At 47.2% G+C, this 13014-nt stretch carries 13 protein-coding genes and 2 pseudogenes; all 15 read left to right on the top strand.

The window, feature by feature from the left end:
• The first annotated feature begins 3 nt into the window (after positions 1-3).
• The 15 genes and pseudogenes from R0134_RS16005 to tnpC all read left to right on the top strand — a co-directional run bounded on the left by R0134_RS16005 (position 4) and on the right by tnpC (position 13007).
• A complete protein-coding gene (locus tag R0134_RS16005) occupies positions 4-1503 on the top strand; it encodes a tripartite tricarboxylate transporter permease (protein ID WP_319784468.1) in 1500 nt (499 codons plus the stop codon).
• 50 nt (positions 1504-1553) lie between these two features.
• Positions 1554-3185: a gamma-glutamyltransferase family protein gene (locus tag R0134_RS16000; RefSeq protein ID WP_319784467.1), complete on the top strand. Its 1632-nt coding sequence runs from the start codon at positions 1554-1556 to the stop codon at positions 3183-3185.
• Between the two features lie 2 nt (positions 3186-3187).
• A complete protein-coding gene (locus R0134_RS15995) occupies positions 3188-3757 on the top strand; it encodes a chromate transporter (RefSeq protein WP_319784466.1) in 570 nt (189 codons plus the stop codon).
• On the top strand, positions 3754-4284 hold the full coding sequence (locus R0134_RS15990) for a chromate transporter (protein WP_319784465.1): 531 nt from the start codon (positions 3754-3756) through the stop codon (positions 4282-4284). The genes R0134_RS15995 and R0134_RS15990 overlap by 4 nt, the downstream gene beginning before the upstream one ends.
• Positions 4285-4648: 364 nt before the next feature.
• Positions 4649-5342 (top strand): annotated as a pseudogene (locus tag R0134_RS15985) (IS5 family transposase).
• 754 nt (positions 5343-6096) lie between these two features.
• On the top strand, positions 6097-6789 hold the full coding sequence (locus tag R0134_RS15980) for a FadR/GntR family transcriptional regulator (RefSeq protein WP_319784464.1): 693 nt from the start codon (positions 6097-6099) through the stop codon (positions 6787-6789).
• Between the two features lie 353 nt (positions 6790-7142).
• On the top strand, positions 7143-7457 hold the full coding sequence (gene tnpA / locus R0134_RS15975; protein WP_319784463.1) for an IS66 family insertion sequence element accessory protein TnpA: 315 nt from the start codon (positions 7143-7145) through the stop codon (positions 7455-7457).
• Positions 7454-7732 carry an IS66 family insertion sequence element accessory protein TnpB gene (gene tnpB / locus R0134_RS15970; RefSeq protein ID WP_319784462.1) on the top strand — a complete coding sequence of 93 codons (279 nt, stop codon included), beginning with the start codon at positions 7454-7456 and terminating at the stop codon, positions 7730-7732. The genes tnpA and tnpB overlap by 4 nt, the downstream gene beginning before the upstream one ends.
• A 157-nt stretch (positions 7733-7889) precedes the next feature.
• Entirely contained in the window at positions 7890-8141 is a 252-nt protein-coding gene (locus R0134_RS15965; RefSeq protein WP_319784461.1) for a hypothetical protein, read from the top strand.
• Positions 8051-8404, top strand: a complete 354-nt coding sequence (locus tag R0134_RS15960; protein ID WP_319784460.1) for an IS66 family transposase zinc-finger binding domain-containing protein — start codon at positions 8051-8053, stop codon at positions 8402-8404. The genes R0134_RS15965 and R0134_RS15960 overlap by 91 nt, the downstream gene beginning before the upstream one ends.
• 42 nt (positions 8405-8446) lie before the next feature.
• Complete coding sequence (locus tag R0134_RS15955) at positions 8447-8839, top strand: IS66 family transposase (protein WP_319784459.1); 393 nt, start codon at positions 8447-8449, stop codon at positions 8837-8839.
• Positions 8840-9160: 321 nt separating this feature from the next.
• Positions 9161-9823, top strand: coding sequence for a hypothetical protein (locus R0134_RS15950; protein WP_319784458.1), 663 nt, complete (start codon positions 9161-9163; stop codon positions 9821-9823).
• On the top strand, positions 9820-10536 hold the full coding sequence (locus tag R0134_RS15945) for a hypothetical protein (protein WP_319784457.1): 717 nt from the start codon (positions 9820-9822) through the stop codon (positions 10534-10536). The genes R0134_RS15950 and R0134_RS15945 overlap by 4 nt, the downstream gene beginning before the upstream one ends.
• Entirely contained in the window at positions 10537-11244 is a 708-nt protein-coding gene (locus R0134_RS15940) for a hypothetical protein (protein WP_319784456.1), read from the top strand.
• A 321-nt stretch (positions 11245-11565) separates the two neighbouring features.
• Positions 11566-13007, top strand: a pseudogene (tnpC, locus tag R0134_RS15935) (IS66 family transposase).
• Positions 13008-13014 lie beyond the last annotated feature (7 nt).

Below are 13014 nucleotides of genomic sequence, written 5' to 3'. Positions count from 1 at the left end.
TCAATGTTAGAGAATATTTATGACGGCGCACTATTGCTATTTACTTTTTACAGTATCGCAGCTTTAGTAATTGGCGTAATCATTGGCGTGTTCATTGGTGCTATTCCTGGAATGAGTACAGTGATGGCGGTGGCAATTGTTTTGCCTTTTACCTTCACCTTGCCGCCAGTTCCCGCCATTTTACTTTTACTGGGGGTATATAAGGGAGGGCTGTATGGGGGGTCGATCAGTGCCATTTTAATCAATACCCCAGGCACGCCATCAGCCTCTTGTACCATGATCGATGGCTATCCATTGGCGAAAAAAGGTAAAGCAAGGCGTGCCTTGGAAATGGCGCTGTATGCTTCTTGCTTTGGCGATGTGATCTCAAATATTTTCTTGATTGCTTTGGCGGCATGGCTGGCGAGCTTTGCTCTCGATTTCGGCGCGCCAGAACTCTTTACCTTGGTGGTTTTCTCTCTGACTATTGTGGCAAGTGTAGCGGGCGATAAAATATCTAAGGGAATGCTATCGGCAGGATTGGGGTTATTGCTGGCAACAGTAGGAACAGACCTGATTATTGGTAGTACGCGCTTTGTGTTTGATGTGACTGAATTGCGCTCAGGGATCAGTTTAGTTCCGGTATTGATTGGCTTGTTTGCATTACCTGAAGTGTTGAAAATTTATTTCAATAATACTGATAACTCAAGAGAGGCTATCAAACTTGATAATGAACATATTAAGTTAAGCGATATGAGGTCGATGTTAAAAACGCTGTTCCGTAGCAGCTTCATTGGCGTCTTCTTAGGTATTATTCCTGGGTTGGGTGCAACACCAGCAGCCTTTCTTGCCTATAGTGAGGCGCGTCGTAATTCTAAGGATCCTGATTCGTTTGGAAAAGGAAACCTAGAAGGTGTTGCCGCATCTGAGGCAGGCAATAGCGGTGTGGCTGGGTCCACCATGATTCCACTCCTAGCCTTAGGTATTCCAGGGGATGTGATTACCGCGGTTGTGCTGGGTGCGTTCATGATCCATGGCCTGCAACCTGGTCCTTTGATGTTCCAAAATAATATAGAACTGATTTATGCAGTGTTCATGGGGATCATGATCGGTTCAATAGTGCTGTTTTTTGTGGGTAGGGCGGCCATTCCTATCTTGGGACGACTGGTGAGTATGCGTAGCTCACTCTTGTTCCCGGCTGTCTTAGTGCTGTGTGTCTATGGCAGTTATGCGGTCAATAACAGCCTTTTGGATGTTGCTGTGATGTTCATTATGGGCATTGTTGGGATTGTCTTTGTAAAAGCCACTATTCCGCTTGCGCCTTTATTAATCGCTTTTGTGTTAGGTCCCTTGCTCGAGAATAACTTCAGGCAGGGTATGTTGATGGGCCAAGGCGATTTCACAATTTTCTTTTCAGGCCCCATCACTTGGGTGTTTTGGACGCTAACCGCTGTTTCGCTGTTCAGCACGATACGCGGCAACTATCGCAAGCGAAAAATATGGGAAAAGCAACTGGCTTCTTAAACCTTGTTAAAGCCACACATTTATCAAACTAACAATAAAGGACGATAACTATGTTTACTGATTTTACTCATCATCACCCGTATCCTTCGCAGCGTAGTACGACGTATGCAAAGGATGGTATGGTCGCCACGTCGCAACCATTAGCAAGTCAAATAGGCCGCGATATATTGGCCCAAGGTGGTAATGCCATTGATGCAGCTATAGCTGCTGCTGCTGCTCTGACAGTGGTTGAACCCACAGGGTGTGGGATTGGCGGTGACGCTTTTGCGTTGGTCTGGATCGCTGATGATGGCCAAGGTCAAGGTAAGTTGTACGGTCTAAATGCGAGCGGCCATGCGCCTAGCGGGTTAACCCCTGAAGCGATGCAGTGTGCTGGCCATGAAAGCATTCCTATGTATGGCTGGACGCCGGTGACTGTGCCAGGCTGTCCGGCGGGATGGGCGGAACTGTCTCGACGCTTTGGTAAGTTGGAATTCGCAACGCTGTTAGCCCCGGCCATTCAATTGGCCCGTCATGGCTTTCCGGTCTCACCGGTGATCAGTAAGCTGTGGCAGCAGGCCGAAGTAACCTTTCGTAAACAGTTAACCGGCGAGGCTGCGAGCCCTTGGTTTGATACCTTTACCCCGCACGGACAAGCGCCTAAGGCTGGCGAAATATTTAGCTGCGAAGCGCAGGCTCGCACTTTAGAAGAGCTGGCGAACACGCAATGTGAAAGTTTTTATCGAGGTGAGATCGCGGAAAAAATCGATGCATTTTCGCAAAGAACCGGTGGTTATCTACGCAAGGAAGACCTTGCTAACTATCAGCCGGAATGGGTCGAGCCGATCTCAACCAGCTACCGAGGTTATGACGTTTGGGAAATACCGCCAAACGGCCAAGGTTTAGTCGCGCTCATGGCGTTACGCATTCTTGAAGGCTTCGATATCACCCATCGAGACGACCCGCAGACTCTGCATCGTCAGTTAGAGGCGATGAAACTTGCCTATACCGATGGCCGAACCCATATTTCAGAACCGGCAGCCATGACCTATTCAGTCGAAGCGTTATTGAGTGATGGTTATACCGATACGCGTAGAGAGATGATTGGCGAGCGGGCCATTGATCCTACCCCAGGCAAACCCGATGCGGGCGGAACGGTCTATTTAGCTACGGCGGATGCCGACGGTAATATGGTGTCGTTTATCCAAAGTAATTATCACGGATTTGGCTCGGGTATTGTGATTCCTGATACGGGGATTGCCATGCAAAACCGCGGCCATAATTTCAGCCTCGACCCTCAGCATGATAATCTGCTGGCACCTGGCAAAAAGACCTTCCATACCATTATTCCCGGTTTTTTAACTAAACAAGGTGTGGGTATAGGTCCTTTTGGTGTCATGGGCGGCTTTATGCAGCCCCAAGGTCATGTTCAGGTCGTCATGAATATGATTGATTTTGGGTTAAATCCCCAGGCGGCCCTTGATGCACCACGTTGGCAGTGGATGGGCGAGCGGCGCATCGGCTTGGAGCATACCTTTCCTGCCCATTTGGCCCGAGATATGGCCGAGCGTGGGCATGAGATAAGTCTAGCCCACGACACGGTGAGCTTTGGCCGAGGGCAGATTATTCTGCGTGATCCTGAAACAGGAATCTACTGGGGCGGTACCGAGCCTCGGACAGATTCCAGCATAGCGGTGCTTTAATCATGAAAAAATACAGCAAGCTTTTCTTAGCATTTTTTCGTATTGGGCTACTTGGTTTCGGTGGTGGTCCTTCGATGATTCCCTTGGTGCATCAAGAGGCGGTTAAACGCTATAAATGGATAGAAGACGACGATTTTTCCGACTTGCTCGCTATTGGTAATACCTTACCTGGCCCTATTGCTACAAAAATGGCCGGAATTATCGGCTATCGAGTGGCTGGAGTAATGGGCTGTTTAGTGGCTGTATTAGCGGTTATCGTGCCCCTTATCATAACCATGATTATTGTCTTGGAAGCGTTTAGTCGCTACAGCGAGGAGCGCTGGATACAAGGCATGAGTCAAGGCATTGTGCCGGTAGTGATGGTGATGATGGCGCAACTGACGTGGGATTTTTTCGAGAAATCCAAAGTGAGTCTAGGTTTGCTGGGCACAGTGCTTCTTGGTGCCGTAGCGGGAGGTCTTATTTACGGATTAGGCGTTCATCCAGGTCTGGTGATAGGTGCCGTATTAGTAGCAGCATTATTGCGACCAGAGCATGCAATATTCAAAGCCCGTCAGGAGACCTCTAAATGATCTATTGGCACGTTTTTATCGCATTTTTTATCCCTAATATCATTGGTTATGGAGGAGGGCCGGCAATCATTCCGTTGGTTGAAAACGAAGTGGTTGGCAACTATGGCTGGATGAGCTCGCAAGAGTTTGCTGAAACCCTAGCGTTGGGGAATGCTTTACCCAGTCCTATTGCCACCAAGATGGCAGGCTATGTTGGCTATGATGTGGCGGGTGTTCCAGGCGCCATTATCGCGACGTTTGCCACTGTTGCGCCGTCACTGATATTGATGCTGGTGGCCTTAGGTACGCTGTATCGTTATCGCAATTCGATCAAGGTAAAATCGATGAGCCAATGGGTTCGTCCAATAGTCATGGTGTTGATGGGCTATTTAACCTGGAGTTTTTTAGCCGAAGGGATGGCAGGTGCAGGTTTGCTACACACGGTAATTATTGGTGGAATTTCGGCAGTACTGCTAATGGCAACGCGTGTACATCCGGCGCTTGTTGTGTGTGGCGGTCTGGGTTATGGCGCCTTAATACTGGGCTAGTAATAGCTAGCGGGCAAGAAAGAGGCTGGTACTGACCTAATTCTCATAAACTAATAGTTTATCATCGTAATTATCTGATAAGGTTGATTAAATTATGAGGTGGTACATTCATTTCTGAGAATAGGTTCAGTAATGGTCAAGGGAAGTGACAGAAGAAAAATCGCGAATTAGGTTAACAACAAAGTTGCCAATGTGGTGATTCCAAGACAGCCGAGTTCCGGCATGGTTTTGGAGATTTATGGTTGACGGGGTAATAAAACCTCAACAGGCCCTAGGGTCTGTTGAGGTTTGTCAGTATGCTCTTGATAGACAAGAGCATACTCGTATCATTCAAGTTCTCACACCATAAGAACACGAATTTGCGATGCCCCGATTACTGCTCACTGATGAGCTATGGCCGAAGCTAAGGAATATTCTGCTGCAAGAGTCCATCTATAACAATCGTGATTTACGTATGACGGTAGAAGGTATGCTTATCGTATGCGAACTGGTTGCTCTTGGCGGGATCTACCCGCCGCCTTCGGAAGTTGGAGTAAGGTTTACAAGCGCTTTGACGCCTGGTCAGCCGCAGGCAAGTGGCTCAGAATCTTCAAGGCGCTGGTGGTTCAGCCAGACCTAAAGTGGACCTTCATTGATGGCTCCTATGTCAAGACGCATCAACATAGTGCAGGGCAGTTCGTTCTGATGGCTAGGCCATAGGGAAAAGCTGGGCAGGTAACACCACCAAGATTCATCTGGCCGTGGATGCCTATGGCCTGCCCATCGAATTCGATATCAACGGCGGTGACGTTCTCGACTGTAAGGCCAAGCCGGAACTGATTGCCAAGCTGCCGGCCACCCAAGCTATTGTTACGGACAAAGACTATGACAGCGAGCCACTCCGGGAGCAGATCGCATCACAAGGCGCTCAACCTGTCACCCCCCAGAAAGCGTAACTCCACCAAAGGTAACGCTGACCTGGATAAAGGTTTCTATCGTTATCGTCACTTGGTGGAAATGTTTTTGCTCGGCTGAAGCATTATTGGGCGCGTGGCATCGCGTTTAATGACTACCGATGATCGCCAGCCTCGATACAGCCTAGTATCATGCAGTTAGCCCAGTGCACAGGTGGGTACAGCATGGTGGACGACCCAAACGAGATTAGTTTGCACCTTTGTATGAGAAGCTTAAACGTAACTATTCAGTTTGTTTTTAGAAAATAAATACATATAAAAAAAACAGTTAAATTTTTAACGCTATAGGAAATGCTGAATTCGACTCATTTTCATACATTACGGAACGCAAAAAACACAATATGTAGTGTTTTTTTATCTCCTAACCACTATGGGTATATGCTGAATAGTTACGCTTAAACAATAATAAATTTGTAAGCTTTTGAATTAAAATCAAATTAACTTAGTTATGGCTGATCTTTGTGGGTAATCAGGTCGCGCTTAGGCAAGCCAAAGCGGAATTAGGCAAGTACGGTAACCATAGCCTGAGGTTTCTATCCGACATTCAGCACCTGTTTTTAGATTTTATTTCGGCGAAGATGTCTATTTTTCAGAAAATAAGCGAACTAGCGGTTTTGATGTTGATGTGTAATACAGAGCTATTGAAAGGCAGGGCATAGCCTTCAGCCTCCTGATTTTGGGATAAAAATAGCAATACACAATACCCTTTCTGGCGTCAGCTAGAGCCTAATACTGACGGTGGCTTTGTGATAAATATCACAATTTTAAATCCGGGAATTAGTTGCGGAATGACGGTTCTATGGCTGCTCATGTGAAACGTCAATAGGCCCTAGCTTAGTGAGTCGATAAGGAGCACACCATGACTAAAAAGGAAGAATGGAACTCAAAATTTCTAAGTGATGCTTTTACACGAATCGAAAGCATGTTGTCGCTGAGCGGAGGGCTCCCTGAAGGCGCGAGGCTTCCTTCAGAGCGTGAACTGGCTTCCGAGTTTGGCATTAGTCGTCGGGCGCTACGTGGCATTTTGGCGCATTTCGAAGCCGAAGGCACAATTATGCGACGACAAGGTGCTGGCACGGTCGTCGTACGACATTTGACGAGTCATGATGAAGAGGTGATCCGGCTCAAGAAGTTAACCAGCCCTCGGGAGTTAATGGAGGCAAGGCAAGTATTAGAGCCTGCTATTGCTCGGTTGGCGGCGATTAATGCGACCAACCAGGACTTTGAAGATATGCAGCTGTATTTGGAGCGCGGAGCTTCGGCCCAAGATGCAGAAGGGTGGGAGCGCTGGGATGGTACGTTTCACCGTGCCATCTGCCGGGCGACCCATAACGTTCTTATCGAAACTTTGTTCGAAACCCTTAATGCGGCGCGGTTTCAGGCTGAGTGGGGGCAATTGAGAAAGGTCACGTTAAATGCTGAGCTTAAGAGGGTTTACACAGCTCAGCATCGACACTTGCTACAAGCCTTAGAGCAGCGTGATGCGGAGGAGGCCGCTAAAGCAATGCGTCAGCATCTTCAATCGGTAAAACAAACACTTTTTAACATGTAGAGTTTGCATGCATTATTAATATTGTAACGTGACCTCCCTGCATATAAGGGAGGTCACGGCTGGGCAACCTGATGTCTCAGGGTATTGTGGCTGCCGGGCAGTTCGACCAAGGCTACGTAAGTCGTAAGCATCCTACTCGGGAGTACGTGAGATATCCTATACCAACGTCCATGGCTCTTGAATCCGTTCTCAGCGCTTCTCTATCTTGGCTCAAGCTACAAGCTAAACACGCTCTACCGTCGGTACCGGACCGATTTAGCCGGTTCGCGTTCATCGTAAGCGTCACAACATCCACACCTGTTTAGCCCATTTTTAATACCGTAGATTATCCGTTCTAATGAACGAGGTGATCTATGAGTCGTAAACATCGTAGGTCAGCACAATGGCTTGAGCTAATTAATGCCTTTGAACAAAGTGGACAAAGCCAAGTCGACTTCTGTGCTGAGCAGAACGTAAGCTCTGCCTACTTTACTCAACGCCGACGTGCACTGCGCAATCTTGATGAGCCCGCTTTCGTTGAGGTACAGCCCCAAGCTACCCATACTTTTCAGTCTCCTAACTCGGCAAGTCTGACACTCACGCTACGTTATCAGCAAACTGAACTGGCATTGCCGCTCTCGGTTGAACTACGCTGGTTGGCCGGTTTGATAAAGGCGCTGTCGACATGAAGATGTTTGTTGAGCCGCCCGTCATTTATTTGCATAAACAGCCCGTGGATTTCAGAAAGAGCATCAACGGGCTCAGCGTCATCGTGGAAGAGCACATGCAACTGTCTTCGTTCAGCGGGGCGCTGTTTGTGTTCTGCAATCGACAGCGCGATAAAATAAAGGTGCTGTATTGGGACCAGACCGGCTTCTGCCTGTGGTGCAAACGGCTGGAGAAAGACAAATTTAAGTGGCCGAAGAGGATGTCAGGAGAGGTGCTGACGCTATCAGAGCGCTAATGGCATTGGCTGCTGTAAGGCCTCGATATTCAGAAAATGACCGGCCATCAACCCCTGCAATTTGAGGCTGTTTATTGAGATTTATTAGGGTCATTTACTCTTCAAAAAGCCTGATTTATTAAGGCGTTCATGGCGGCTTTATAGTAAAATAAGCACCATGAAAAAGACCCGCACCACCGCCATTCCTGATGAGTTCGATCGCTTGAAACAACAGCTGTTTGAGATGCAAACCTTGCTGCAAAAAACGCAGCAGGAGAGCTTACATCACCAGCAAGAAGCTAAACGATTTCAGCTGCTCTATCACCAATCGATTGAGCAATGGCAATTGGCGCTGAAAAACGCTTTGCGGCGAGCAGTGAAGGTCACCCCGGCCAAGGCGAGTTGTTTAACGAGGCTGAAGACTGCCTGACGCCCAGCGCCGAAGAAGTCGCCGCTGATGAAACCATTACCTATACCCGCAAGAAATTCCGTCGCCCGAGCTTGAGCGTTGAGCTGCCGCGTGAAGACGTGGTGCATGATATTGCTGTTACTGACAAGGTCTGTGATGACTGCGGCCATGATTTGCATCAGATGGGTGAGGAAGTCAGTGAGAAGCTGGAGTTTATCCCAGTCATGGTTAAAGTCATCCGTCATATCCGGCCTAAATACAGCTGCCGCTGCTGCGAACAATAGGCCACACGGACCACGATTAAAATAGCGCCGGCTCCGGCCAGTATGTTAGCGAAAAGCATCGCCACCCCGACCTTACTGTCGCAAATCATTACCGCTAAATATCAGCTTGGGTTACCGCTGTATCGGCAAGAAGCGTTATTTAAAAGCTTCGATATTGAGTTGCACCGCCAAACCATGAGTCGTTGGCTAATAAAGGTCAGCACCCAGTTAACGCCGCTTTATCAGCGGATGCACGCCTTGATGCTAGCGCGGCCGACATTGTGGTCTGACGATACACCGGTCAAGGCGATCGACGTTGATAAGGTGCAATCCACGATGTGGGTGTATGGCAGTGGCGGCGATAAACCCGCGGAATCGCTGAATAATATGCCCTCACTGTCCAATATCGTGCTGTACGACTATCAAGATGGTCGCGGCGGAATACACCCCACGTAACTATTCAGCATATACCCAGAGTGGTTAGGAGATAAAAAAACACTACATATTGTGTTTTTTGCGTTCCGTAATGTATGAAAATGAGTCGAATTCAGCATTTCCTATAGCGTTAAAAATTTAACTGTTTGTTTTATATGTATTTATTTTCTAAAAATAAGCGGAATAGTTACGATAAATCTAACTGAAGACGTAATACCCCTAACTTAAATATATGTAACCAGCAGGCCTGGCACTAGAAATAAATTAACCTTGACTTTAGCAGCCCTTACTGGAGACACTGTCCCTAGTCCTAGGACTAGGGACAGTGTCTGGGGTTATTATATGAAAAGTCAAGATGTCGGTTTATTGCTCAAGTTAGTGTGCTTGCAAAAGCAAGACACCCAAGTATTAAGAAACAGTGCGGAGCAGCGCGTGAGGGTGCCCAATGAGTGGCGAGATTGGGGGGAAACTGAGGAGGATAAAGTTTTGCAGAAAATGCAGCTGCAGTTGACTGATAACATTGAGTTATTGGTTGAGAGATATAGTGTCAGAGCGTTAGCTGCAGAAACTGGCATTAGTAAAAGTCAGGTAAGCCTCTCTTTACAGAGAATGATGGATGTTGGATTAGCAAAACGAGATCGCAGATTGGACATTCCCCGCGCTAATATTAGTTTGTTGCTCGATTTTTTAACGTCAGGGCTAAGGTTTGTGTTTCCAGCGCGAGCTGGAGAGCTGACTCGGGGCATTAGCACTTCGTTTGCCGCCCCTGTACTCGAGGGGAAATTAATGTCTGCGGGGGAGCTACCCATGGTTTGGCCTGATGCCAAAGGCAACACTAAAGGTCTGTCTGTTGATCCATTATTTAAAAGTGCAACTCTTGCTATCCGCCGAGACCCAGAAATGTATGCAATGTTAGCTTTGGTTGATGCTATTAGGCTAGGACAGCCTCGCGAACGTAATTTGGCAGTATCTATGCTAAAAAAACGCATGGAGACTGGTTTATGAATAATTTTAATATTCACCTAAAAATGCTGGAGCTTGTAGCCAGAGCATTGGGTCCTGAATTGTGCGAACAAATGGCCTTTGTCGGTGGTTGTACTACAGGATTGCTGCTTACGGATGAATTTACCAAAGAACAGGTGAGACACACAAATGACGTAGATCTGATAATCAGCGTGATGGGAGTGATCAATTATTACCAGCTACAAGATAAGCTAGTAGAGAAAGGATTTAGTCTTCCCGGACTTGATGAAGAAGAGCAGGAGGAAGATACCCCGTTCTGCGCGATGAAACTAGGTGATCTGCGGGTAGATTTTATACCCGACAATGCAGAGGTACTTGGGTTTACTAACCGATGGTACAAACAAGCCATAGAGACAGCAGCCCCGCGCATACTCGCTCAAGGTGTCGTTATCCGAGTGGTCGATCCGGTGTACTTTGTCGCCACCAAGCTCGAAGCTTATAAGGGGAGAGGTTGCAATGACCCGCTTTCCAGCAGAGATATAGAAGACATATTAACCCTCGTAGATGGTAGAGAAGAGCTATCAAATGAAGTCAGAGGAGCTGATGTTGAGTTGAGGCACTACATTGCAGTTGAGCTTAGTGCTTTGCTAGAAATTCAGGATTTTGAATATGCTGTGCAAAGCCAGTCGTTAGGTGATCAAGCTCGGGAAGACGAAATATTCTCTCGTTTAGAGCTGTTGGCTAGAGGCAATTAAATGAAGCTATCTTGGCGCAGTCGTAAAGGAAACCGAAGTAGAACAAACAATGATGCCATGGGGTGCTATCAAGATAATGCCTATTTGGTCGCTGTTGTGGTGGATGCTTCCGAGAAAGGTCCTGAAGGTGAAGGTCACGCGCTTGCACGGTTTTGGGCTGGTGAGCTGATAAGATCTATCCGGTACGAACTAGAAAATGGAAATGAATTATCAACCAGAATGCTTTATCTCCAGATAAAAAAGGCACATCAAAAACTACGACCACAATATCTGTGTGCGATTGCAAGTTATACAGTGCTTAGTTTTAACAAGCACACAAGAGAGTTATTAATTCTGTATTGCGGTGACTGTTTGGTTGCCATCGAGTCACCGAATGATGAACGCCAGTGGTTGATAGATCCGCATCATTGTTCTCATCAACAAGGGCTAGAAAGTCCTTTGTTCAGCGCTAGTCGTAACATACTGACTCGCTGCCTGAAAGCTAGACGTTTTGAAGCACCTACTGTTATGCAGACAAATTTGTGTGGCCACAGTAGAGTATTGGTTTGTACCGATGGTTACTGGGCAGAGCACCTTGCCTCTCAGCAGGATTGGATCAAGCTGGAAGATGACGCTAGTGTGTTATTGATTAGTCCAAGCGAGCACGGTTGTGAGTATTTAGCTGAGAGTGATAATGGCTTTTTTCAAAGCCACCTCGAACCCGCATGAAAACTAACAGTGTGATGTTCTTAGCTAAGCATACATTATGCCAACATACGCTTCTGTTGCATTTCTTGATTAGCTATCTGCTGTTATATTATTCTGACTTCGACAATTTTACTGGACACAGAATGTGTTAACACTGTTAACACTGTTAACACATTCTGTGTGTATTTTTTCGTACTTATACCTGTCATATATTATTTGTAACTATTCAGCTTAGAAATCGAAGTTGAGAAAATTATCCCTTTTCTCAACTATTTTTCAGGATCATTTGACCGATCCTGTCAGTCTGTCATGCTAGTCCTAAGCTAGCTAACTCCGTGCATAATGAACTTAAAAGACATCAATATCCAAGACGTTGTTGAGCAAACACGAAAGCAACTGATTGCAGACAAAACGATTACGCCTTCTCTCAAAATGTCGATTGAGCTCATTTTGATGATCGTCACGTTGTTGGCTCAAAAATTTGGCCTTAATAGTAAAAACAGCAGCATTCCTCCTTCTCAAGACACGAATCGCAAGAAATCCCCCACTACCGGCTCTGAATTGAAGCCCGGTGGTCAGCCTGGCCGCATCGGAAAAACCCTGTTACAAACCGACTCCCCTGATGAAATCAACATCATATACGTGAATCGTGGCTCCTTGCCCAAGGGGCGGTACCACGAAGTTGGCTTTCAAAAGCGCCAAGTGGTTGATATCGATATCAGTAAAGTCGTCACCGAGTATCAAGCGCAGATCCTTGAAGACGAGCACGGCACCCGTTTCATGGGACAGTTTCCTCACGGCGTGACTCGCCCTGTGCAATATGGCGCCGGTCTGAAAGCCCATGCGGTGTATTATCTCAATATCAGCTACTCCCTTACAACCGTATCGAAGAGTACTTTAACGATCAGCTCGGTATCCCCCTCAGTGCGGGCAGCTTGTTTAATTTCAATGAGCAAGCTGCAACATTAGTGCGTTCATCAGGTACGCAAGATGCCATCCAGCACGCCTTAGCGCAGTCGCCGTTACTGCATGTCGATGAAACCGGCATCAATGTGGATGGCGTACGCCATTGGCTTCATGGTGCCTCGACCACTCAGTGGACGTATTTTTACCCGCATAAAAACAGAGGGAAGCTCGCCATGGATGAGGCGGGTGTTTTACCTTATTTTACCGGTGTGTTGTGCCATGACCATTGGAAACCGTATTACCAATACACGCAATGCGACCATGCCTTGTGCAATGCGCATCATCTGCGCGAACTTGAGCGTGCTTGGGAGCAGGACGGCATGGAATGGGCCAAGGCGCTACAAACCTTATTAAAAACGATAAATAAACGGCAAATCGATGAGGGCGCGTTAGACGAGCTCAGCCAGCAGCAGTATATAACAGAGTATCAGGGCATTTTAGCGAGGGGCGATATCCATTGTCCGCCACCAGATGAAAGCACCCGAAAAAAAGGCCAGCGAGGGCGGCTGAAGCGCACTAAATCACGGGCCTTATTAGAGCGATTACGGGACTATCAAGATGATGTCTTGCGCTTTATGGTGTCTGAGGTAACGGTGCCGTTTACCAATAATCAGGGTGAGAATGACATCCGGATGACCAAAGTACAGCAAAAGATATCCGGCTGTTTTAGAAGTATGCAAGGCGCTGAGATGTTCTGTTTAATCAGGAGCTATCTCTCGACGTGCCGAAAACAGTCCGTGTCAGCGAGCTCAGCCTTGACGTTATTATTCAACGATCAGCTTCCGAGCATTTTTTACGCCAAGCCGGAAGCTGAATAGTTACTGA

Origin of the sequence: Oceanisphaera sp. IT1-181, from assembly GCF_033807535.1 — a bacterium.
Taxonomy (GTDB): Bacteria; Pseudomonadota; Gammaproteobacteria; order Enterobacterales; family Aeromonadaceae; genus Oceanimonas.
The sequence above is the reverse complement of the archived record's forward strand: the minus strand, read 5'-3'. Positions and strand labels throughout refer to the sequence as shown.

Bases quoted from the DNA above. Each gene is read 5' to 3' on its own strand.
- R0134_RS16005 (WP_319784468.1), top strand. From the start codon at position 4: ATGTTAGAGAATATTTATGACGGCGCACTATTGCTATTTACTTTTTAC.
- R0134_RS16000 (WP_319784467.1), top strand. From the start codon at position 1,554: ATGTTTACTGATTTTACTCATCATCACCCGTATCCTTCGCAGCGTAGT.
- R0134_RS15995 (WP_319784466.1), top strand. From the start codon at position 3,188: ATGAAAAAATACAGCAAGCTTTTCTTAGCATTTTTTCGTATTGGGCTA.
- R0134_RS15990 (WP_319784465.1), top strand. From the start codon at position 3,754: ATGATCTATTGGCACGTTTTTATCGCATTTTTTATCCCTAATATCATT.
- R0134_RS15980 (WP_319784464.1), top strand. From the start codon at position 6,097: ATGACTAAAAAGGAAGAATGGAACTCAAAATTTCTAAGTGATGCTTTT.
- tnpA (WP_319784463.1), top strand. From the start codon at position 7,143: ATGAGTCGTAAACATCGTAGGTCAGCACAATGGCTTGAGCTAATTAAT.
- tnpB (WP_319784462.1), top strand. From the start codon at position 7,454: ATGAAGATGTTTGTTGAGCCGCCCGTCATTTATTTGCATAAACAGCCC.
- R0134_RS15965 (WP_319784461.1), top strand. From the start codon at position 7,890: ATGAAAAAGACCCGCACCACCGCCATTCCTGATGAGTTCGATCGCTTG.
- R0134_RS15960 (WP_319784460.1), top strand. From the start codon at position 8,051: ATGGCAATTGGCGCTGAAAAACGCTTTGCGGCGAGCAGTGAAGGTCAC.
- R0134_RS15955 (WP_319784459.1), top strand. From the start codon at position 8,447: ATGTTAGCGAAAAGCATCGCCACCCCGACCTTACTGTCGCAAATCATT.
- R0134_RS15950 (WP_319784458.1), top strand. From the start codon at position 9,161: ATGAAAAGTCAAGATGTCGGTTTATTGCTCAAGTTAGTGTGCTTGCAA.
- R0134_RS15945 (WP_319784457.1), top strand. From the start codon at position 9,820: ATGAATAATTTTAATATTCACCTAAAAATGCTGGAGCTTGTAGCCAGA.
- R0134_RS15940 (WP_319784456.1), top strand. From the start codon at position 10,537: ATGAAGCTATCTTGGCGCAGTCGTAAAGGAAACCGAAGTAGAACAAAC.